Annotated in this window: 21 protein-coding genes and 1 pseudogene; 9 read left to right on the top strand and 13 right to left on the bottom strand. The window is 37.1% G+C overall.

What is annotated here, in order from left to right; all coding sequences use genetic code 11:
• Positions 1-5: 5 nt before the first annotated feature.
• Together ACZ1GR_RS09180 and ACZ1GR_RS09185 are read right to left on the bottom strand one after the other, a co-directional pair.
• Positions 6-482: a CYTH domain-containing protein gene (locus ACZ1GR_RS09180; RefSeq protein WP_377766234.1), complete on the bottom strand. Its 477-nt coding sequence runs from the start codon at positions 480-482 to the stop codon at positions 6-8.
• Positions 483-809: 327 nt separating this feature from the next.
• Positions 810-1,145: pseudogene (locus ACZ1GR_RS09185) on the bottom strand (NAD-dependent epimerase/dehydratase family protein); the annotation flags it as partial.
• Between the two features lie 28 nt (positions 1,146-1,173).
• On the opposite strand from ACZ1GR_RS09185, the gene dinB reads away from it, so the two are divergent.
• The gene (dinB, locus tag ACZ1GR_RS09190; RefSeq protein WP_472608701.1) at positions 1,174-2,280 is read left to right on the top strand and encodes a DNA polymerase IV; all 1,107 of its coding nucleotides are present in this window, start codon (positions 1,174-1,176) and stop codon (positions 2,278-2,280) included.
• Between the two features lie 2 nt (positions 2,281-2,282).
• Here dinB and ACZ1GR_RS09195 read toward each other — a convergent pair whose 3' ends face one another.
• Entirely contained in the window at positions 2,283-2,735 is a 453-nt protein-coding gene (locus tag ACZ1GR_RS09195; RefSeq protein WP_472608702.1) for a COG2426 family protein, read from the bottom strand.
• Positions 2,736-2,904: 169 nt separating this feature from the next.
• On the opposite strand from ACZ1GR_RS09195, the gene ACZ1GR_RS09200 reads away from it, so the two are divergent.
• Positions 2,905-3,486 carry a TetR/AcrR family transcriptional regulator gene (locus ACZ1GR_RS09200; protein WP_472608703.1) on the top strand — a complete coding sequence of 194 codons (582 nt, stop codon included), beginning with the start codon at positions 2,905-2,907 and terminating at the stop codon, positions 3,484-3,486.
• Between the two features lie 54 nt (positions 3,487-3,540).
• On the opposite strand, the gene ACZ1GR_RS09205 is transcribed toward ACZ1GR_RS09200, so the two are convergent.
• The 4 genes from ACZ1GR_RS09205 to ACZ1GR_RS09220 form a co-directional block, all read right to left on the bottom strand.
• The gene (locus ACZ1GR_RS09205) at positions 3,541-3,945 is read right to left on the bottom strand and encodes a plastocyanin/azurin family copper-binding protein (RefSeq protein ID WP_377766239.1); all 405 of its coding nucleotides are present in this window, start codon (positions 3,943-3,945) and stop codon (positions 3,541-3,543) included.
• Positions 3,946-3,973: 28 nt separating this feature from the next.
• On the bottom strand, positions 3,974-4,522 hold the full coding sequence (locus tag ACZ1GR_RS09210; protein WP_472608704.1) for a carboxymuconolactone decarboxylase family protein: 549 nt from the start codon (positions 4,520-4,522) through the stop codon (positions 3,974-3,976).
• Between the two features lie 8 nt (positions 4,523-4,530).
• On the bottom strand, positions 4,531-4,692 hold the full coding sequence (locus ACZ1GR_RS09215) for a hypothetical protein (RefSeq protein WP_472608705.1): 162 nt from the start codon (positions 4,690-4,692) through the stop codon (positions 4,531-4,533).
• 90 nt (positions 4,693-4,782) lie between these two features.
• A complete protein-coding gene (locus ACZ1GR_RS09220; protein ID WP_472608706.1) occupies positions 4,783-5,631 on the bottom strand; it encodes a helix-turn-helix domain-containing protein in 849 nt (282 codons plus the stop codon).
• A 151-nt stretch (positions 5,632-5,782) separates the two neighbouring features.
• Here ACZ1GR_RS09220 and ACZ1GR_RS09225 point away from each other — a divergent pair, with 151 nt between their 5' ends.
• Entirely contained in the window at positions 5,783-6,304 is a 522-nt protein-coding gene (locus ACZ1GR_RS09225) for a PAS domain-containing protein (protein WP_472608707.1), read from the top strand.
• Position 6,305: 1 nt separating this feature from the next.
• On the opposite strand, the gene pyk is transcribed toward ACZ1GR_RS09225, so the two are convergent.
• The 5 genes from pyk to ACZ1GR_RS09250 all read right to left on the bottom strand — a co-directional run bounded on the left by pyk (position 6,306) and on the right by ACZ1GR_RS09250 (position 10,651).
• The gene (gene pyk, locus ACZ1GR_RS09230; RefSeq protein WP_377767095.1) at positions 6,306-7,736 is read right to left on the bottom strand and encodes a pyruvate kinase; all 1,431 of its coding nucleotides are present in this window, start codon (positions 7,734-7,736) and stop codon (positions 6,306-6,308) included.
• A gap of 3 nt (positions 7,737-7,739) precedes the next feature.
• Positions 7,740-8,201, bottom strand: coding sequence for an IPExxxVDY family protein (locus ACZ1GR_RS09235; protein ID WP_472608708.1), 462 nt, complete (start codon positions 8,199-8,201; stop codon positions 7,740-7,742).
• Positions 8,202-8,316: 115 nt separating this feature from the next.
• A complete protein-coding gene (gene rnc, locus ACZ1GR_RS09240; RefSeq protein ID WP_472608709.1) occupies positions 8,317-9,054 on the bottom strand; it encodes a ribonuclease III in 738 nt (245 codons plus the stop codon).
• A gap of 8 nt (positions 9,055-9,062) precedes the next feature.
• The gene (gene fabF / locus ACZ1GR_RS09245) at positions 9,063-10,313 is read right to left on the bottom strand and encodes a beta-ketoacyl-ACP synthase II (RefSeq protein ID WP_472608710.1); all 1,251 of its coding nucleotides are present in this window, start codon (positions 10,311-10,313) and stop codon (positions 9,063-9,065) included.
• A 104-nt stretch (positions 10,314-10,417) separates the two neighbouring features.
• Complete coding sequence (locus tag ACZ1GR_RS09250; protein WP_010519573.1) at positions 10,418-10,651, bottom strand: acyl carrier protein; 234 nt, start codon at positions 10,649-10,651, stop codon at positions 10,418-10,420.
• A gap of 161 nt (positions 10,652-10,812) precedes the next feature.
• Between ACZ1GR_RS09250 and purN the strand changes: the two genes are divergently transcribed.
• Genes purN through ACZ1GR_RS09270 form a run of 4 tightly spaced genes read left to right on the top strand, consistent with a single transcriptional unit; the run spans position 10,813 to position 14,923 of the window.
• The gene (gene purN / locus ACZ1GR_RS09255; protein WP_472608711.1) at positions 10,813-11,385 is read left to right on the top strand and encodes a phosphoribosylglycinamide formyltransferase; all 573 of its coding nucleotides are present in this window, start codon (positions 10,813-10,815) and stop codon (positions 11,383-11,385) included.
• On the top strand, positions 11,378-12,013 hold the full coding sequence (locus ACZ1GR_RS09260; RefSeq protein ID WP_472608712.1) for a ribonuclease H1 domain-containing protein: 636 nt from the start codon (positions 11,378-11,380) through the stop codon (positions 12,011-12,013). Before purN ends, ACZ1GR_RS09260 begins: the two co-directional genes overlap by 8 nt.
• A gap of 42 nt (positions 12,014-12,055) precedes the next feature.
• Positions 12,056-12,982, top strand: a complete 927-nt coding sequence (locus tag ACZ1GR_RS09265) for a PfkB family carbohydrate kinase (protein WP_472608713.1) — start codon at positions 12,056-12,058, stop codon at positions 12,980-12,982.
• 42 nt (positions 12,983-13,024) lie between these two features.
• Entirely contained in the window at positions 13,025-14,923 is a 1,899-nt protein-coding gene (locus ACZ1GR_RS09270; RefSeq protein WP_472608714.1) for an amidophosphoribosyltransferase, read from the top strand.
• 666 nt (positions 14,924-15,589) lie between these two features.
• Here ACZ1GR_RS09270 and ACZ1GR_RS09275 read toward each other — a convergent pair.
• Positions 15,590-16,198 (bottom strand): superoxide dismutase, encoded by a 609-nt coding sequence (locus ACZ1GR_RS09275; protein WP_472608715.1) that lies wholly within the window; start codon positions 16,196-16,198, stop codon positions 15,590-15,592.
• A 93-nt stretch (positions 16,199-16,291) separates the two neighbouring features.
• Between ACZ1GR_RS09275 and ACZ1GR_RS09280 the strand changes: the two genes are divergently transcribed.
• Positions 16,292-19,414 carry a UvrD-helicase domain-containing protein gene (locus ACZ1GR_RS09280; protein ID WP_472608716.1) on the top strand — a complete coding sequence of 1,041 codons (3,123 nt, stop codon included), beginning with the start codon at positions 16,292-16,294 and terminating at the stop codon, positions 19,412-19,414.
• A 10-nt stretch (positions 19,415-19,424) separates the two neighbouring features.
• Positions 19,425-20,618 (top strand): glycine C-acetyltransferase, encoded by a 1,194-nt coding sequence (gene kbl / locus ACZ1GR_RS09285; RefSeq protein ID WP_472608717.1) that lies wholly within the window; start codon positions 19,425-19,427, stop codon positions 20,616-20,618.
• The last annotated feature ends 53 nt before the right edge of the window (positions 20,619-20,671 follow it).

The raw sequence follows: 20,671 nt of genomic DNA on the forward strand, positions 1-20,671 counted from the left end.
GCCTTTTATTTCCACGTTTTAAAAGGATGTTTCGCTAGTCTCGAATTGTAATAGTTGACGTCACCTGTCACCTCATCGCCCAACCAATCTGGTTTTTCAAAAGTTTCATTTTCATGTTGCAACTCAATTTCTGCGACTACCAAACCTTGATTGTCACCCAAAAACTCATCAACTTCAAAAAGATGATTGCCGACAGGTATTTCATACCGTATCTTTTCGACAATGCCAGGCTCACACAACTTCAATAAATTATCCGCTTCATTTTTGCTCATCTCATGTTCCCATTCAAAACGAGTTGTTCCGCTAGCATTCCCTTTGCCTTTTACAGTTAGGTAGCCTTTGTCACCTTTAAGACGAACGCGAACGGTTCTTTCGGGATGCGTGTTTAAAAACCCTTGAACAATTCGAGTATGTAAAGAAGCCTCATTTTTATAGGTGCTGGAGCTGACCAAAAACTTCCTTTCTATTTCTGTATCATCCATTTTGACAATTTCTTTAAGTTCGTCAGAAAGAATCCTCTTTTTATCAAAATCATTATTGGCCAACCATTGCATTGCAAGCGCGATAGTCTTCGGGTGTATGACACGATACTTTTTTAATGGGCCTAAAAACAAAAAGTTTAAGGCAGACATCAATTTTTTTGAAACATACTCGCGAGGTCTTTTTTCATCTCTGTGCCCCCCTATCATCGAGGGCTGAACAATATGGGTTTTCGGTATATCAATCTCTAAAACTTCATCTTCCATTTCACCTTTGATACGGCTATAAAAAATATTGCTTGTAGCATCGGCCCCTAAAGCAGATACCACAATTAGAGTAGGTATTCTATTTGATTTACAAAGTTCCGCAGCAGCTATGGGAATACCATAATCAATTTCTTTATAAAGTTTCTTATTGGGGGTTTTTGCATTGGTACTTCCTAAACAGCAAAAAACTTCATCGGCCTTAAAGTGTTCTTTCTTGGTTTTTAAGGCTAATAAATCACAAATATGTTCCGTTATCTTGGGATTGTCTTTATTTACCGAACGCCTTGAAAAAAGAATAACTTTTTTATAGCGTGTATCGGCCAAAAGAAGGTCTAACAAAATACCTCCGACCAAGCCCGTAGCACCTAATACAATTGCCGTTTTTTCTGCTGTTTTCATCCACCTAAATATAGCCTAAATTTGAAGTATGGAGTTCGATTTTCCACTTCGAAAGATTATTCATGTAGATATGGATGCTTTTTATGCATCGGTAGAACAGCACGACAATCCAGATTTAAAGGGAAAACCTGTTGCAGTTGGCGGAGGCTCTAAACGAGGTGTAGTTTCAGCTGCAAGCTATGAAGCCCGTAAATTTGGGGTTCGGAGTGCCATGAGCAGTTATATTGCCCAACGTAATTGCCCCGATTTGATTTTTGTAAAACCCAGATTTGACCGTTATAAAGAAGTCTCACAACAGGTACGAGCTGTCTTCTTTGAATATACAGATTTGGTCGAGCCACTTTCTTTAGATGAAGCTTATTTGGATGTCACCAAAAACAAAACCGGAAACCCTTCGGCGACCTTAGTCGCTCAAGAGATTCGGCAAAAAATTTTAGCTAAAACCGGATTAACCGCCTCGGCCGGAATATCAATAAATAAGTTCATTGCCAAAGTTGCCAGCGATTATAATAAACCCAACGGGCAGAAGACCGTAAATCCGGAAGAAGTACTTGCATTTTTAGAAGATCTGGAAATACGTAAATTTTATGGTGTTGGAAAAGTTACCGCTGAAAAAATGTATAAACTCGGCATTTTCACCGGCAAGGATTTGAAGCAAAAATCCCTGGAATTTCTTGATGCCAATTTTGGTAAAAGTGGTAGTTACTATTACAATGTTGTTAGAGGTATTCATCTGAGTGAGGTAAAACCGCACCGCATTCCGAAATCGGTCGGAGCAGAACGTACTTTTAGAGAAAACCTGAGTAGCGAAATTTTTATGTTGGAGCGCCTTGAGCATATTGCTATAGAGCTTGAGCGAAGACTTCTAAAATCAAAGATTGCGGGCAAAACCATTACCTTAAAAATCAAGTACAGTGATTTTACCTTACAGACCAGAAGCAAAACCCTACCTTATTTTATTGCTGATAAAGAACTTATTCTTGAAACCGCCAAAGAGTTGTTGTACCAAGATAGTCTTGAAAATTCTGTACGCTTGTTAGGCATTTCATTGGCCAATTTAAATACCGATAAAAAAAAGACCGAAAAAGAGGTAGAAACGGAGCAGCTATCGGTACAATTGAAGTTTGATTTTTAAAGCTACATGCTTTTTACCGATACTGTTAAAAACCAAATAATCACTGAAGAAAGAAAAATACCCAGAGCATTGGCCATGAACGCTTTTTTACGCTCTATTTTAAATAGATATGAAGCTATGGTGCCAGCATAAACCCCTGTGCCCGGCAATGGAATCATTACAAAAAGTACAAGCCCAAAAAAACCATATTTTTTGATTTTGTCCTTTGTCCCCAGTTTCGCTCTTTGGGCTACCCATACCGCAGCTCTCTTGTAGGGCCGCCATTTGACCAGAATTTGGTTGATGTAGTCTAAAAAGAACATCATTATGGGAAATACCAAAAGATTGGCCAGAAAGCATGCCACTAAAACCAAATAGCTATTGACCCCCTTCGCAATACCAAAGGGAATACCAACTTTAGATTCCCCGAAAGGAGAAATACTCCAAAGCACGGCCATTAATAGGTCTACAAACACAGCAAGAATTTATTGCTAAGCTACGCTTGAAAATGGCATTAGTTGCTAATTAATATCCTAAAAATTGATTAAAGTTTTAAAGGCGCTAAACCATACTATAAAACCCTCTTTCATAAGTAAATTCATTCATTCTCTTCCTAGACAGACTAGTCTTTATTATCTTTATATCATGCAAAAAACCAATATCAAACAACATATCGTCAATGTTGCCAGTAAACTCTTTTATACCCAAGGTTACAATGCCACTGGTATCAATGAAATCATAGCAAAATCAGAGATTGCAAAAGCGACACTTTACCATCATTTTAAATCTAAAGAAGATATTTGCATTGCTTATTTAGAGCAAAGGCATAAAATATTCTTGGGCGCCCTAAAAGAATTTACCGACAAAGCCAACAAAGGAAGACCGCAATTGATAAGTATTTTCGATTATCTAAGAAACAGTTATCGAGAAGGTGAATTTCATGGTTGCTGGGCTATTAAAATCCTTTCGGAATTGCCTCCTCAAAACCAAAAAATTCTTACCGTTATTCAAAGACAGAAAAAAGAATTACTGTTGTTTTTAGGGGAAGTTGTGGGTGATAATATTGCCAACATCTCTATTGCGGAAACAGAAAAGATATCTGGCGGTATTTATTTACTTTATGAAAGTGCTATAACTGAAACTCATCTCCATAAAAACGATTGGCCTATACATTTGGCAAAAAGCCTTGCACCTTCTTTATTTGCCGAAGCGCAGCTGGTCAACTAAAAAAGCCCTATAACTTTAATGGTTATAGGGCTTTTTAAAATAATAAACACTTACTTATTTTACAATCAAGGTATTGTCTGTAGCTGTTGGGTTCAACGGACAGAAATAAACATACTCCCCTTTGCTTAAGGTAGTAGGTTTTGATGTCTGTGAAGAGTTTGTCCCCACCGGCGCCGTAACATAGGCAGTTTGAATGTGATTTTCGGGCTTGCTTATATCTTTACCTTTCTCAACCAATACAAAACCTACATTGTGGTCAACGCCATTATTGGCAATTTCGAACACATAAGTACCTGCAGATACTGTCACTTGTTTTTGGGTAAATTCACCCTCCGTTTGTTCTAAGGCAATGGTTTTAACAGCTTTGTCAACCATTTTATCTTTCATCATTTTGTCTTGGGCATTTACTGTAAATACGCTTCCTACAGCTAGAACTAAAATTGCTATTACTTTTTTCATCTTTTTTGTTTTTACTATTGTTATTTAATTATGCTATTACGGTTTCCAAGGGTTGTGCTACGGGAAAATCAACTGGTACTTCAGTTGTATTGTTGATGTAGTTAGATATGGTTTTATCACCGACCAATACTATAGTGTCTATAAGATTTTCTTTTGTCCAACCAGCTTCAAAGAAGTTTTCCAATACGGCTGTATCAGTGGCTCCTCTATTTTCAGTAATGTTTTTAGCCAACTTTGCCAAGGCGTCCAACTTAGCATCAAATGATGCATGGCCCGCTCTTAGTTCTAGTATTTGCTCATCGGTAAATCCGTTCATTTTACTAATCGCTGTATGTGCAGAAAGACAATAAACACAGTTATTTACTTCACTTACAGCTAAATTGACTACCTCCTTTTCTTTTGTTTTTAATGATGTTTTCGCGTTTGAAAGGTTAAGGTAGTTCGCTAAGGCATTTTCAGAATGCGCATAGGTAGCAAATAAGTTGGGTACAAACCCAACCGCTTTTTCTAGGTTGTCAAAAATGTCTTGATTATTTCGTGTTACTTCTTCTCTTTTAGGTACATTAAATGTGCTCATAATACTATTTATTTAAATTGTTCTACAAATGGTTTTTCGGCATCACAATAAAAATCGTGATGATGTTTTTGTTCACAATGCGCTTCATTTGAAACGATTTGTATTACAGCTCTTTTTGAGCTTCTAAATATTTCAATTAGATTGAAAATCGATTTCTGTGCTATATTCATCGCTATTGATTTTTAATTACACAGCAAAGATGTAGCAAATGAAGAGGTAGGTGTTAGCAGGTATTTCCCGACTGCTTGCCCAAATTTCCCTTAAGAGCTTATTTCAGCCTTTTCGCGGTATTGAGAGGGAGTCAAAAGTGTCATTTTCTTAAAAAAACGACTAAAATGCGCAGGGTCATTAAACCCCAAATCGTATGCAATCTCTTGATTTTGTTTGTCGGTAAAATGTATAAGCCGTTTAGCCTCTAACGCCAATCGGTCTAAAATAATCTGTTGTGGAGATTTATGGTTATAGATGGAAAAGAGATTAGAAAGTGTTTTAGGCGATTTAAAAAGCAGTTCTGCATAATCACTAACTTTTCTTTTAGTCTTATAATGAATATCTACTAAATAATTGAACTTACGAATAACATCGATTTGATCATTATTGAGCTCTTTTACAATAAGCTGTTCTTTAGCAAGGCGAGTACTCATAATAATAAGTCTTTTAAGCATCATCTGAAGCATATCGCCCTGTATCTTATCTGGTGTAGAAAATTCTTCTACAAAAATCTCATACAGGGCATCAAATCTTTTTTGCTGTTCTTTTGGAATGGTAATTATGGGTAGGTCTTGAGTTCCAAAGAACAAGATGCCATTACAAGAAACTTCGGCGTCATGATCAGATATACAGTAAAATTCTCTATTGAATAAAAAAGCGGTGATAGGTAGTTCAGATTGTGAAAAGGAAATATGCTGTAAATAAGTAGTTGTCACAATCTGATTCGGCAATAGATCAAAACTTATACCATCTACCTGAAGTTGAACAGCTTCCTCATTTCTATTCCAAAGTAACTTAATAGTATTTTCGGTCGAAGAAAATCGCTTTTCATTGTTTTTTATATCATCGGTCAAACCTAGTATAGCATCCAATTTATTTTCCCTAAACTCCAGTTTCATAGTTGATTTTCTCTTTGAATTACCTCTTTAGTCCATTTTTTCTGTTGATTCTTACAGCAGGTTTATGCCTATTTACAGGCCAAAAATTGAACAGAAACGTTAATCATTGCTTTAAATTTTAACAAGTTTCCAAGTTTTCATAGTATTGAGCATGCAAGAGATACAACATTACGACAGAGCGGCGCATGATTTTTATCAAAAACAGACTTTTACGGCGCTACCTTTAACTACATGGGATTTGTTTGCCGAGCAATTTAAAACTACCTGCGAAGGGTTGAACGACATTACGCAATTCACAAAGTTAGCCGAGGCGAATAAATGGAAAACTTCGATTTCATTTAAAAATGAAATTTTAGACAAAAACCATGTTGTCGTAGTTACTGATGAGGCTTTGAATATTGTGCATACTTCTCAAAATATTCATAAAATGAATGGGTACACAACGAAAGAGTTGGTTGGCAAAAAGCCAAAACTGTTTCAAGGTGCACTTACTTGCAAAGAAACCTCTCGGAAAATTGGAGAAGCCGTTCAAAATAAAATACCTTTTGAAGCTACTATTCTTAACTATAGAAAAGACGGTTCAACCTATAACTGTTGGATAAAGGGAGCTCCCATTAAAGATGTTAATGGCAAGGTTGTAAACTTCATCGCCTTTGAAAGAGAAGTGGCTTAAACTACTCTATTTCTGTAACCCTTAAGGTATTAACCATACCTTTGGCCTTTATTGGCATTGCAGCAAGACTAACGACCATATCACCTGCAGCCAAAAACCCGCGGTCCATAGCAATCTTGTTCACATCTTCTATAGTATCATCTGTTGACACAAACTTGTCATAGAAAAACGCTTTAACACCCCAAAGTAAGTTTAACTGGGTCAAAATTCTCCGATTAGAGGTAAAAACCAAAATATGTGCACTAGGTCTCCAGGCTGATATCTGAAAAGCTGTATAACCGCTATTTGTTAATGTAGAAATAGCTTCTGCCTGAATTTCATTGGCCATTAACGAAGCATGATAACAAATAGATTTTGTAATATACCTTTTTGTTCTAATGTGCGGAGGACTCTGTGGTACAGATATTAAATCAGATGCTTCAACACTCTTTAAAATACTGGTCATTTTCTCAATAACCTGCACTGGATAATTGCCTACCGAAGTTTCCCCTGAGAGCATAACCGCATCAGCGCCATCCATGACCGAGTTGGCAACATCGTTCACCTCGGCTCTGGTAGGGGTTAAACTGGTAATCATAGTTTCCATCATCTGGGTTGCTATGATTACGGGTATTCTCGCTCTTTTTGCTGTCAACACCAATTTTTTCTGAATCAATGGTACTTCATGGGCAGGGACTTCAACCCCTAAATCTCCACGGGCTACCATTAAACCATCGCAATAGGCAACAATCTTCTCAATATTCTCAACCGCCTCCGGTTTTTCAATCTTCGCAATAATCGGAATTTTATGTTCTGAATGCTCTTTAATGATATTTTGAAGATCAATCAAATCTTGACTAAAACGAACAAAAGACAGCGCTATCCAATCGACCTCTTGAGAGATTGCAAAAATGGCATCTTTTACGTCTTTCTCCGTCAGTGCTGGTAAAGAGATATTGGTATTAGGTAAGTTTACTCCCTTTTTAGATTTTAATGGTCCTCCCTGTATCACTTTGGCTTTAACCTCATCTTTCCCATTGGTGGATACCACTTCGAACATTAGTTTACCATCATCTAGCAAAACCCGCTCCCCCGCCTTTACATCTTTAGGAAAGTTTTCATAGTTCATATACACTCGCTCGGCATTACCTTCAAAGGGCTTGCCGGTAACAAATGAAATTTCGTCTCCAGGTGCAACCACAACTTCTCCTCCCATTACACCAACACGTAGTTTTGGACCCTGTAAGTCCGCTAAAATAGAGGTATGCTTGCCGGTTTCTTCATTCAGTTCTCGAATCATCTTAATGCGTTCGATGACATCATCATAATTCGCATGGGAAAAATTGATGCGAAAAACATCTGCACCAGCTTCCATCATGCTTTTCAAAACCTTTCTGTTGCTCGTAGCAGGCCCTAGGGTTGCTACTATTTTTGTTTTCTTTTTAGTTGGCATTTTTTAGAAAATTAAATTTCTTTTCGACTTTAAAGAAGTAATATCAAGGCTATAGGCAGTGACTACTTTAGGTATCGAATTTATTTTTTTTACGGCTTCCGTTATTACAGCATTATTTTCTGCTTCCACTTTTAAAAAGTAATCAACCTCTTTACGTTCAGCTACAAGGTGAAATGTATTTATCGCTTTTTCATTAGAGAAAAGACCTAAAGATTCACTGTCTTTTTCCACTGTCACTGTATTGCATACCAGAGTCCAATAATGATCATTTAGCTTATCCTTCCACTCATATATTGGAAAAGTGGCGGAAGACACATCTAGGTCTTTCTCGCATCTGACCAACTTTAGATTTGCAGACTTATTTAAATGATAAGCCATTGCGTAATTTTCTAAACCACAATGCAAAGCAATGAGTTTAAAAGAATCGTCATACAGTTCTGCCGATATCTTGTGCGTTGTTACCATTAAAATTAAGCGAATTGTAAATATAGAACTAAAACATAAATCAGCCTAGTTGTAGTGGAGCTTTACAGGTGGAAAAACCAACGAAAACGTTTGAGTTTGCTCTTTTTTATCCTTTTTAAGGGTTATCTATTTTATCTTGCAAGGCAAAATAGGCTCTTTTCGAAGCTTTTTCTTCTGCTTTCTTTTTAGATGTTGCCCTAGCTTTGGCCATAATTTTTTCACCAATGCTAAGCTTAACCGCAAAATGTTTTAAAGCATCATTACCTGTGTCTTCGTACACATCGTAATTAAAATTTTTCTTCTGCTTTTGACACCATTCTATAACCAAGCTTTTATAGCTTATGACCTTACCTTCCAACTGCTCTATATCAACATAAGGTTCTATTACCCTACTTTGGATAAACTTTTCGCAATAGGTATACCCCTTGTCCAAATAGATGGCCCCGACTAGAGCTTCAAAAACGTTTCCATGAATATTTTCGCCAAAGTGGGACTTCGGAATACGGCTTTCCACAAATTTTAAAAGATTTAGGTCTTTGCCGAGTTCGTTGAGGTGTTTTCTGCTCACAATTTTAGAACGCATTTTGGTCAAATAACCCTCATCACCTTCAGGAACTTCATTGTAAAGATGTTTTGAAATTATGGTTCCCAACATGGCGTCTCCTAAGAACTCCAACCTTTCATAATTCATCGGATTTCCATCGTCATCTCTTTTATTTACCGATCTATGGAGAAATGCTTTTTTGTAAAATCCGATATTTTTAGGTGCAAATCCTAAAATTGCTTTCATTCCCAAAAAAAAATCCCCATCCGTATTCGGATGGGAATTAAATATTTTGGAATAAAATTTCATACGTATTATTAACTCAGTTTTTTGAACAAAACACAAGCATTGTGTCCACCAAAACCAAAAGTATTGCTCATAGCAACATTGACCTCTCTCTCTTGAGCTTTGTTGAGCGTTAAGTTTAATGAGGGGTCTATATTTTCGTCGACCGTCGTATGGTTTATCGTTGGTGGCACTAAACTGTGTTTCATAGCCAAAATAGAGGCTATGGCCTCAATGGCTCCGGCAGCACCTAATAGATGCCCGGTCATAGACTTTGTAGAATTAATATTTATGCTCGGTGCATGAGAACCAAAAACCTTAGAAATAGCTTTTAATTCGGCAACATCACCTAAAGGTGTGGAGGTGCCATGGGTATTAATTGCATCTACATCCTCTGGTTTTAAACCTGCATTTTCCAAACAGTTTTCCATTACTTTAACTACTCCTATACCCTCTGGGTGTGGAGCGGTCATATGATAGGCATCACTTGAGAGGCCTCCGCCTAAAACTTCGGCATAAATTTTTGCGCCTCTTGCTTTGGCATGTTCATATTCTTCAAGAATCAAGGCACCTGCTCCTTCTCCCAATACAAAGCCATCTCTGGTTGCATCAAAAGGTCTTGAGGCCGTTTCTGGGCTATCATTTCTTGTTGATAAAGCATGCATCGCATTAAACCCACCCATACCGGCAATGGTTACAGCTGCTTCACTACCGCCTGTTACCACTACGTTACAATGCCCTAGACGTATGTAGTTTAAAGCATCTATCATCGCATTTGCAGATGAGGCACATGCCGAAACCGTGGTATAATTTGGCCCCATGAAGCCATGTTTTATTGAAATATTACCTGGGGCAATATCCGCAATCATTTTTGGTATGAAGAAGGGGTTGAATCTTGGTGTACCATCACCAGCGGCAAAATTCATCACCTCATTTTGAAAGGTTTCCAGTCCGCCGATTCCTGCGCCCCATACAACACCGACCTTAAACTTATCGACCTTGTCCAAATCTAGACCAGAGTCTGCAATAGCCTCATCTGAAGAAACCAATGCATATTGCGCAAAACGGTCTAGCTTTCTAGCTTCCTTTCTATCAAAAAAGTTTAATGGGTCGTAATCTTTAAGTTCGCAGGCAAATTTTGTTTTGAACTTTTCCGTATCGTAATACGTTATAGGGGCCGAACCGCTTTTTCCGCTTATTAATCCGTCCCAATAGGTTTGTATATTGTTTCCGATGGGTGTTAATGCCCCTAATCCGGTAACGACAACTCGCTTTAATTCCATAGAACTAACTTTTTTTTAACCTATTTCGCCTTAAATTAAAAAAAATTATCCATGTGGGTATTACCACATGGATAATTTACAATCTTTAGTAAGATATCATAAAATTACTTAGCTTCTTCTATATAGCTTATTGCTTGACCAACGGTTGCAATGTTCTCCGCTTGATCATCTGGAATCTGAATATCGAATTCTTTTTCGAATTCCATAATAAGCTCCACAGTGTCCAATGAATCTGCACCTAAATCGTTGGTAAAACTTGCTTCAGGTACCACCTCATTTTCATCAACACCTAATTTATCAACGATGATAGCTTTTACTCTTGATGCAATGTCTGACATAATTATATTGGTTTTAAAAAATTTAATCTGGGCAAAAATATAAAACTTTGGATTAAATACCTCATTTGTCGATAAAATGTGCCTTAAATTACAGATTTTAAGTTCAACAAACTTAATTTAGCGTTTGTTTTAAGCGCTGACCTTAACCCGTTATGAACTAGATGAAACGCATTATACTACTCGCCTCTGGATCAGGATCTAATGTTGAAAATATCATAACATATTTCGACAAACATGAACAGGTAGCCGTTTCGGCCGTACTTACCAATAAAAACACGGCCTATGTTTTGGAGCGTTGCAAAAAGCTAAAGGTACCTGCGCTTTATTTTAACAAAACTGCTTTTTTAGATACTTCTGTTGTTTTTGATTTTTTGATAGCACAAAACCCAGATTTAATCGTTTTGGCCGGTTTTCTATGGAAAATACCTCAAGAACTGGTTGCGGCCTTCCCAAATAAGATTGTAAACATACATCCGGCGTTGCTACCTAAATATGGTGGAAAAGGAATGTACGGTGCTAAAGTTCATGAGGCAGTAAAAGAAAATGGTGAGACCGAAACCGGAATTACCATTCATTATGTAAACGAGAATTATGACGAAGGAGGCATTATTCACCAAGCCAAAACAAATATATCACCTCATGATACTCCAAAACAGATAGCTGAAAAAGTACATGCCTTGGAGTATGAGCATTTTCCGAAGGTATTAGAAAAAATACTGCTTAAAAATGGCTAAAAAACAAAAGTTTTACGTGGTTTGGAAAGGAAAACACCCCGGTATATTCGAATCTTGGGATGATTGTAAAGCACAGATAACCGGAATAAAAGGGGCGGAGTATAAATCTTTCTCCACATTTGCCGAAGCCAAGAAAGCTTTTAACGGAAACTACTTGGAATATAAAGGAACAAAAAAAGGGAAGCCCTCGCTTACACCCGAAGAATTATTAAAAATTGGAGAACCTAATATGCATTCTATTGCAGTGGACGCTGCTTCAAGTGGAAACCCTGGTGTAATGGAATATCAAGGTGTAGATACCAAAACCAAAAAAAAATTGTTCAAGCAAGGCCCTTTTAAAGAGGGCACTAATAATATAGGTGAGTTTCTGGCCTTGGTACATGGTCTCGCTTTTCTTAAAGAGCAAAAAAGCGATCGTATTATCTACACCGATTCTCGTATTGCAATGGGTTGGGTAAGAAAAAAGACTTGTAAGACCAAGCTAAAACCCAACGTAAAAAACAAAACGGTTTTTGAACTTGTGGCCCGCGCGGAAAAGTGGTTGAAAACAAATTCTTACAACACCCCTATCGTTAAATGGGAAACAAAAGCTTGGGGTGAAATTCCTGCTGATTTTGGAAGGAAATAGTTCTAGAAAATCGCCATATATTTGCAGCAAAATTCAAATTGAATGGGCAAACTTTTAATTGTAGGCTCCCTAGCCTTCGATGCCATTGAATCTCCTTTTGGGAAAACAGATAAAATACTAGGTGGTGCCGCGACTTTTATCGGCCTTGCGGCATCAAAATTTGATGTCGATGCCGCTATCGTTTCCGTAGTCGGTGACGATTTTCCTCAAGAATACTTTGATTTACTTACTTCAAGAAACATAGACCTTTCAGGCGTAGAAATCGTAAAAGGGGGTAAAACCTTCTTTTGGAGCGGTAAGTATCATAATGACATGAACACCCGTGATACCCTGATTACGGAGCTAAACACCTTAGCGGACTTTAATCCTATAGTTCCTGAAAATTACAAAGATGCCGGTGTAGTAATGTTGGGCAACTTACACCCAAGTGTTCAGCTTAGTGTGATCAATCAAATGAAAAAGCGACCAAAGCTTATCATTTTAGACACCATGAATTTTTGGATGGACAATACTTTGGATGAATTGTTGGCCGTTATAAAAGAAATCGATGTTATTACCATAAATGACGAGGAAGCTAGGCAGTTAACTGGAGAATACTCCTTAGTTAAGGCAGCAGAGAAAATACATACAATGGGGCCCAAATATGTTGTTATTAAAAAAGGAGAGCACGGCGCTTTATTGTTTCATGACCAGCATATCTTTTTTGCACCTGCTTTACCCTTAGAAGAAGTTTTTGATCCTACTGGGGCAGGTGATACTTTTGCTGGTGGTTTTGCCGGATATTTAGCAGCAACGGAGAATATTTCGTTTGAGAATATGAAAAATGCCGTAATACACGGTTCAAATCTGGCTTCTTTTAGTGTAGAGAAGTTTGGGACCGAGCGTATGCAGGCTTTAGATAAAACAGAAGTCGATAGTAGATTGCATCAATTTAAAGCATTGACACAATTTAATATTGAATTACAATAACCCACGCCCTGAACAATCGGGGCTTTTTTATTTTATGGAAACATGAGTGATGCCATTAAACACGAATGTGGAATTTCTTTAATTCGATTGTTAAAACCCCTCGAATACTACAAAGAAAAATACGGTACGGCTTTTTACGGCGTAAATAAGATGTACCTGATGATGGAAAAGCAGCACAACCGAGGTCAAGACGGAGCCGGTTTTGCAAGCATTAAACTAGATATGAACCCAGGGGAGCGCTATATGAGCCGCGTAAGGTCTATTGAGCAACAGCCTATTCAAGATATTTTCAAGCAAATCAATGGCAGAATAAATGCTGCAATTACAGAAGATTCTTCGCTAGCGACGGATGTTGCCCGTCAGAAAAAAGAAATCCCATACATAGGTGAGCTTTTATTGGGCCATGTTCGCTACGGCACTTTTGGAAAAAATAGTATTGAAAGCGTGCACCCGTTTTTAAGGCAGAACAATTGGATGCACCGTAATCTGATTGTAGCCGGTAATTTTAATATGACCAATGTTGATGAGCTCTTTGGAAATTTAGTGGAGTTGGGTCAGCACCCAAAAGAAATGGCGGATACAGTAACCGTCATGGAAAAAATAGGTCACTTTTTAGATGATGCAGTTGCCAAAATATACAAGCAAATAAAAAAGGAAGGCTATAACAAAAGGGAAGCTTCTCCATTAATTGCAGAACGTTTAAAATTGGCCAAGGTACTGCGCAAAGCGGCAAAAAACTGGGATGGCGGTTATGCAATGGGCGGATTAGTTGGTCATGGTGATGCATTTATGCTGCGTGACCCGGCAGGGATACGGCCAAGTTACTACTATAAAGACGATGAAGTTGTTGTTGTCGCATCAGAAAGACCTGCTATACAGACCGTATTTAATGTAAAGTATGATGATGTAAAAGAATTGGACCCAGGTCACGCCATTATTATCAAGAAAAGTGGCGCCGTGTCTTTTGAAGAGATTCTTACCCCTACAGAACGTAAGGCATGTTCTTTTGAGCGTATCTATTTTTCTAGAGGAAGCGATAAAGAGATTTATCAAGAAAGAAAAGAGCTCGGAAAATTGGTTTTTCCTCAAATTCTAAAGGCGGTAAAGAACGATATACAAAATACCGTCTTTTCATATATTCCGAATACCGCCGAGACTTCCTTTTTCGGTATGGTGAAAGAAGCCCAGAATTATTTAAACAGAAAAAAAGAAAAGCAGATTTTAAATATTGGTGCCAGTATAACTAAAGAACAACTACATGAAATTCTAGAAGTCCGCCCAAGAATTGAAAAAGTAGCTATTAAAGATGCCAAACTAAGAACCTTTATTACCCAAGATAGTAGTAGAGATGATTTGGTCGAGCATGTTTATGATATTTCCTACGGGTCTGTTAACAAAAATGATAACCTAGTTATTATAGATGATAGTATCGTAAGGGGAACAACCTTGAAAAAGAGTATTCTAAGAATGCTGGATCGGTTATCTCCTAAGAAAATTATCGTGGTGTCATCGGCACCTCAAATTCGCTACCCTGATTGTTATGGTATTGACATGGCAAAATTAGAAGACTTTATAGCCTTTAAAGCGGCCTTGGCTTTGCACAAAGAAAGGGGAACTATGAATTTAATTGAAGACATCTACAAAAAGTGCTTGACCCAAGTAAACTCTAAAGATAAAGATGTGGTAAATTATGTGCAGGAGGTCTACAATCCTTTTTCACCAGAAGAGATTTCTAAAAAAATAGGAGCGCTCTTGAGTTCTGAGGCGATTAACGCAGAAGTTGAAATTATTTATCAGACTATTGAAAACCTGCACACCGCCTGTCCTAAAAATCTTGGTGACTGGTATTTTACAGGAAACTATCCTACCCCTGGGGGAAATCGTGTGGTAAATCGAGCTTTTATCAACTTTTTTGAAGGGAAAAACGAACGTGCCTATTAGTTTTTACACTTTGTCCCATAGTTTGTGTAATTCATCGATGAAAACAACAATTCACCGTCTTTTTAGTCGGTTTGGAACAGGCAAAAAGTAAATTAGTACTTGCCATAGCATAAGTAGGTTAAGTTCATGGTAAGATTTGGGGCAAAAAAGGTGGAGACTTCTCCGCCTTTTTTATTTATACTACTTTCATTCTAAATCACTGTACTCTTTTTCTTCAGCTTTTATACTACATATATTCAAGTAGGCATTTCAACGCATTAGAAAGGGTTCTTATCTAAAACCTTTTGTATATGCAACACGCTATCATACATTTGAAGAACCATAGCATAAGTAGGTTAAGTTCATGGTAAGATTTGGGGAAAGAAGGCGGAGATAACTCCGCCTTCTTTATATTTGAACATCAATGTTTTATCTTCTCTTTACTCGAAAAAACAGTCCTTTACTTTATTTTAAAAATCAAAAAAGTGTTAAATATCCTTTGTTATTTCTCACAATACCAGTAATTTAGTTTCGCCATAGCATAAGTAGGTTAAGTTTATGGTAAGATTTGGGACGAAAAGGGTGGAGACTTCTCCACCCTTTTCTATTATGCCAATTTGAGGAAACTCCATAAAAAAAGCGTGTCTTTCTAAGACACGCTTTTTTTAATTAGAAAACTTATTTCTTTTACTTGTTCGCCGAGTATAGCTCAGCCACTTTATCCCAGTTGATTACGTTAAAAAAAGCAGATACATAATCTGGCCTTCTATTCTGGTAATTTAAGTAGTAAGCGTGCTCCCAAACATCTAATCCTAATATTGGATGTCCTCCACAACCAACACCTGGCATCAAAGGGTTGTCTTGATTTGGAGTAGAACATACCTCTAACTTGCCCCCTTGGTGTACACAAAGCCAAGCCCATCCAGAACCAAAACGTGTTCCTGCTGCTGCACTGAATTTTTCTTTAAAGGCATCAAAAGAACCAAAAGCATCATCTATTGCACTTGCCACTTCTCCTGAAGGATTTCCTCCTCCGTTAGGGGACATCACACTCCAAAAAAGAGAATGGTTGTAAAATCCTCCTCCATTATTTCTAACTGCTCCGTTAGACATATCTAAATCAGAAAGAATATCATCTATTGATTTTCCTTCAAGCTCAGTTCCTGAAATCGCAGCATTTAATTTTGTAGTGTATCCGTTATGGTGTTTCCCATGGTGTATTTCCATAGTACGGGCATCGATATGTGGTTCTAAAGCGTCATGCGAATATGGTAAAATCGGTAGTTCAAAAGGCATAATTGTTTGTTTTTAAGTTATTACTATTGTCTTTCAAAAGTAAGGGTTTTAACATAAAAATTCATCCAATTTTATGTTAAGAACACTATAAGAATGTGTAATTTGCAAGCAAAACACTTGCTCACAAACGCCTTTAAAATATATAGTGCTTCTGCTGGTTCGGGTAAGACCTACCAGCTTACCAAGGCGTATCTCAAACTTATTCTAGCGCCTCTTTCAAAACAAAAATACCGTGAATTACTGGCAATTACCTTTACCAATAAGGCAGTGGCCGAAATGAAAGAACGAATTCTAGAAAGTCTCTATGCATTTAGTCAAGAAAAGGTGCCTGAAAACAAAATTGCGCTCTTTAACGATATGCTTGACAGCCTTAATGTGGCTCCTGTAGAATTGCGCTCAAAGTCAAAACAGGTTTTAAAAGAACTACTGCACAATTACGCCTTCTTTGAAGTATCTACAATTGATAAATTCACTCATAAAATTATTCGCACTTTCGCAAGGGACCTAAAAATTTCACAGGGTTTCGATGTTGTTCTTGATACTGATGCCCTGCTTGAAGAAGCAGTTGGCAAACTGCTAAATCGGGCAGGCGAAAACCAGGAACTTACAAAGGTGTTACTAGACTTTTCATTAGAAAAAATTGAAGATGACAAAAGCTGGAATATTACCTATGACCTTTTCGAAATAGGAAAGTTACTTTTTCAAGAAAATCATAATTCCCATTTAAAAGCCATTGCAAATAAAGGAATAAAAGATTTTACCCATTTACAAAAAACCATTAGAAATAAGACTAAAGCCTCTGAACAGACCATAAAAAAATATGCTGAAGAAATTTTGGAACTTATTAATGCCAACCAGCTTGAGTTTACAGATTTTACGAGGTCTTCTTTTCCAAAATTCATAAAAGGATTGGCAGATGGCAACTTTAAAGTAGATTTTACCGCAAATTGGAAACAAAATTTCGCTTCGAACAAGCTTTACAATAAAACTTGCCCTGAGACCATAAAAGCAAAATTAGATAGCCTTCATCCTCAATTTTCAATTCTTTTCGCAAACATAAAAGAACAGGTTCATCGGTCAAGTTTTTTGAAAAATTGCTATAACAATATTGTGCCCTTAACTGTCTTGAATGAAATTTCTAAAGAAGTAAGAGCGTTGCAAAAAGAAAAAGACATTTTGCCTATTTCTGAATTCAACACCATAATTTCAGAGGAGATAAAAAATCAGCCTGTACCTTTTATCTATGAAAGACTAGGAGAAAAATACCGCCATTATTTTATAGATGAGTTTCAAGATACTTCTCAAATGCAATGGCAAAACCTTATACCTTTAATTGGCAATGCGGTAGAAAGTGAAAATGAACGTGGAGAAAAAGGATCTTTACTTCTCGTAGGTGATGCCAAACAGGCAATATATAGGTGGAGGGGCGGAAGGGCCGAACAATTTTTGAATCTTCTAAGTTTAAAAACAAATCCGTTTGTTCTCGAACCAAAAGTTGAGAGCCTTGACACCAATTGGCGTAGTCAAGAAGAAATTATTGCTTTTAATAACAGTTTCTTCAACTTCGCAGCAAGCAAACTGAACAATTCAGATTATAAAAAATTATTTGAAGATGGAAACCGCCAAAAGACCAATTCAAAAAATGGCGGCTATGTAGAAATTGATTTTGTAAAACAAGATGTATCCATAGAAAATGATCCCTATTGTGAAAAGACATTAGAGCTTCTAAAAAGAGTTTTGAACAATGGCTTTCAGTTAAAGGATATTTGCATTTTAGTGAGAGACAACAAAAAAGGGACTCTACTTGCTGACTTTTTGACCAAGCAAGATATTCCCGTAATCTCTCCAGATTCATTACTATTGGCCAATAATAGTGAAGTCTCGTTTTTAGTATCGCTGCTGCAGTTCATTGAAAATTTTGAAAACAAAGAAGCGGTGTATGCGATGCTAGTATATTTATTTAAAGATGAAGGATACGAGCATGATTTTATAATTCAACACCTTTCATCCTTTAAATCGTTCTTGAAAGAAGCGTATGGTTTTGACGTTGAGCTTGCAAAAACATTATCAACCTATAATTTGTTGGAACTGGCGATTACCCATTTTCAACTGGCAGGAAATTCAGATGCGCACTTGACGCAATTTATGGATGAGGTTTTTGACTTTTCTCAAAAAGAGGATTCAAGTATTTTCTCTTTTCTTAATTTTTGGAACCGCAAAAAAGATAAGCTCAGTGTCAAAGCCCCCGAGAGTCTTAACGCCGTTCAAATAATGACAGTACATAAGGCCAAAGGCTTGGAGTTTCCAGTGGTGATCTTTCCTTATGCAGATGCAAAAATAATTGATCATAGAAGCAAAAAACTTTGGCTCCCTGTAGATGCTGCAACTTATGAAGGTTTTAACGAGTTACTTATCAATTCAAATAAAGATTTGGTTAATTATGGTGATACCGCTGCTAAAATTTATAATGATGAACTTCAAAAATCTGAGTTAGATTCATTTAATGTACTGTATGTAGCCTTGACCAGAGCTAAAAATGCCTTGTTCATAATCTCATCAGAAGAAAATACAGGCAATACCTATGCTGAATTATTTATTGATTATCTAAAAGATCTTCATCTTTGGAGTTCTGAAAGATTGAATTATAGTTTTGGTGATTTTACGGAAAACAAAATAACTTCCTATATTCAAAACAAAGAACAAAGTATACCTTATATATATAGCCAAAAAAGCAACTCAAACTTCGGTATAGTCGCTAAGGCCAATATGCTTTGGGATACGGAAAGGCTAGAAGCCATACAGACAGGCAATCTTATACACAAGGCCTTGTCTAAAGTTATTTTTTATAATGATGTTGAAACGGCAATTACAACACTTATAACTGACGGGGATGTTACGGCTTCTAATGCGCATCAACTAAAAGAAATTTTAAAACAAGTCGTTTTTCACCCACAACTAACATCTTATTTCAAGGATAATCTGTTAGTGTATAATGAAATAGAACTGTTAACTCCAGAAGGTCAAATGTTACGCCCAGATAGATTAGTTGTAGCTGACCAACGTATTTCAATAATAGATTATAAAACGGGAAGCGCCAATGAAACACATAAAAATCAATTGTTAGAATATGCTAGTGTTTTAGGAAGGATGGATTATGTTGTCGAAGACATGATTCTCGTATATATCAATGAAACAGTGAAGCCAATTTTTATATAAATTAATACCCATGTACGGAAAAATAAAAGAACATCTTCAGAAAGAACTAAAAGAAATAGAAGAAGCAGGATTATACAAAAAGGAGCGTATTATTACATCGCCCCAAGGGGCAGTAATCAAAATCTCAACAGGAGAAGAGGTTATCAATTTTTGCGCAAATAATTATTTAGGGCTATCGTCACACCCAGAAGTTGTGCAAGCAGCTAAGGACACTTTGGATTCCCACGGATTTGGAATGTCTTCAGTAAGGTTTATTTGCGGAACTCAGGATATCCACAAAGAGCTTGAACAAAAAATAGTTGAGTTTTACGGCACTGAGGATACCATTCTATATGCCGCTGCTTTTGATGCTAACGGAGGGGTTTTTGAACCATTGCTTACAGCAGAAGATGCCATTATTTCAGATTCTTTGAATCACGCCTCTATTATAGACGGTGTTCGTTTATGCAAAGCAAAACGCTACCGGTACACTAATAATGATATGAGGGATTTGGAAAAGCAGCTCCAACAGGCCAATAACGATAACGCGCGATTTAAGATTATTGTTACTGATGGTGTCTTCTCCATGGATGGGCTACTGGCCCCATTGGATGAAATCAGTGTTTTAGCAGAAAAATATGATGCCATGATACTTATTGACGAATGCCATTCCGCTGGTTTCATTGGGGAAACAGGTCGGGGCACACTCGAAGAAAAAGGAGTATTGGACAAAATAGACATCATAACCGGAACCTTAGGGAAAGCTCTTGGCGGAGCCATGGGCGGATATACCACTGGCAAAAAAGAAATTATTGAAATCCTAAGACAACGCTCAAGACCCTATTTATTTTCAAATTCTTTGGCTCCGGCAATCGTAGGGGCTTCAATAAAGGTCTTTGACATGCTCAAAAATGATACATCACTTCGTGATAAACTTGAAAAAAACACGGCATATTTCAAAAATGGCATGAAAAAAGCTGGTTTTGATATCATTGATGGCGACTCTGCTATAGTTCCTGTTATGTTATACGATGCAAAACTATCACAACAAATGGCCGATAAACTTCTTGAAAAAGGAATTTATGTCATCGGTTTCTTTTACCCTGTTGTACCCAAAGGCAAAGCGAGAATCAGGGTTCAACTCTCCGCTGCCCATGAAAAAGAACATCTTGATCATGCCATAAAAGCATTTATCGAAGTGGGTAAAGAGTTAAACATCGTTTAACGGTATGGTTTTTTCTATGTAATACGTTAAAAAAAATAAGTAATTGATTTTGT

It is taken from the genome of Croceitalea sp. W27, from assembly GCF_055693185.1.

Excerpts from the sequence above, each read along its gene's own strand:
- ACZ1GR_RS09265 (WP_472608713.1), top strand. The coding sequence starts at position 12,056 with ATGGGCAAACTTTTAATTGTAGGCTCCCTAGCCTTCGATGCCATTGAA.
- ACZ1GR_RS09225 (WP_472608707.1), top strand. The coding sequence starts at position 5,783 with ATGCAAGAGATACAACATTACGACAGAGCGGCGCATGATTTTTATCAA.
- ACZ1GR_RS09200 (WP_472608703.1), top strand. The coding sequence starts at position 2,905 with ATGCAAAAAACCAATATCAAACAACATATCGTCAATGTTGCCAGTAAA.
- fabF (WP_472608710.1), bottom strand. The coding sequence starts at position 10,313 with ATGGAATTAAAGCGAGTTGTCGTTACCGGATTAGGGGCATTAACACCC.
- rnc (WP_472608709.1), bottom strand. The coding sequence starts at position 9,054 with ATGAAATTTTATTCCAAAATATTTAATTCCCATCCGAATACGGATGGG.
- ACZ1GR_RS09250 (WP_010519573.1), bottom strand. The coding sequence starts at position 10,651 with ATGTCAGACATTGCATCAAGAGTAAAAGCTATCATCGTTGATAAATTA.
- dinB (WP_472608701.1), top strand. The coding sequence starts at position 1,174 with ATGGAGTTCGATTTTCCACTTCGAAAGATTATTCATGTAGATATGGAT.
- purN (WP_472608711.1), top strand. The coding sequence starts at position 10,813 with ATGAAACGCATTATACTACTCGCCTCTGGATCAGGATCTAATGTTGAA.
- ACZ1GR_RS09235 (WP_472608708.1), bottom strand. The coding sequence starts at position 8,201 with ATGGTAACAACGCACAAGATATCGGCAGAACTGTATGACGATTCTTTT.
- ACZ1GR_RS09280 (WP_472608716.1), top strand. The coding sequence starts at position 16,292 with ATGTGTAATTTGCAAGCAAAACACTTGCTCACAAACGCCTTTAAAATA.
- ACZ1GR_RS09210 (WP_472608704.1), bottom strand. The coding sequence starts at position 4,522 with ATGAGCACATTTAATGTACCTAAAAGAGAAGAAGTAACACGAAATAAT.
- ACZ1GR_RS09205 (WP_377766239.1), bottom strand. The coding sequence starts at position 3,945 with ATGAAAAAAGTAATAGCAATTTTAGTTCTAGCTGTAGGAAGCGTATTT.
- ACZ1GR_RS09220 (WP_472608706.1), bottom strand. The coding sequence starts at position 5,631 with ATGAAACTGGAGTTTAGGGAAAATAAATTGGATGCTATACTAGGTTTG.
- ACZ1GR_RS09275 (WP_472608715.1), bottom strand. The coding sequence starts at position 16,198 with ATGCCTTTTGAACTACCGATTTTACCATATTCGCATGACGCTTTAGAA.
- pyk (WP_377767095.1), bottom strand. The coding sequence starts at position 7,736 with ATGCCAACTAAAAAGAAAACAAAAATAGTAGCAACCCTAGGGCCTGCT.
- ACZ1GR_RS09270 (WP_472608714.1), top strand. The coding sequence starts at position 13,025 with ATGAGTGATGCCATTAAACACGAATGTGGAATTTCTTTAATTCGATTG.
- ACZ1GR_RS09215 (WP_472608705.1), bottom strand. The coding sequence starts at position 4,692 with ATGAATATAGCACAGAAATCGATTTTCAATCTAATTGAAATATTTAGA.
- ACZ1GR_RS09260 (WP_472608712.1), top strand. The coding sequence starts at position 11,378 with ATGGCTAAAAAACAAAAGTTTTACGTGGTTTGGAAAGGAAAACACCCC.
- ACZ1GR_RS09180 (WP_377766234.1), bottom strand. The coding sequence starts at position 482 with ATGGATGATACAGAAATAGAAAGGAAGTTTTTGGTCAGCTCCAGCACC.
- kbl (WP_472608717.1), top strand. The coding sequence starts at position 19,425 with ATGTACGGAAAAATAAAAGAACATCTTCAGAAAGAACTAAAAGAAATA.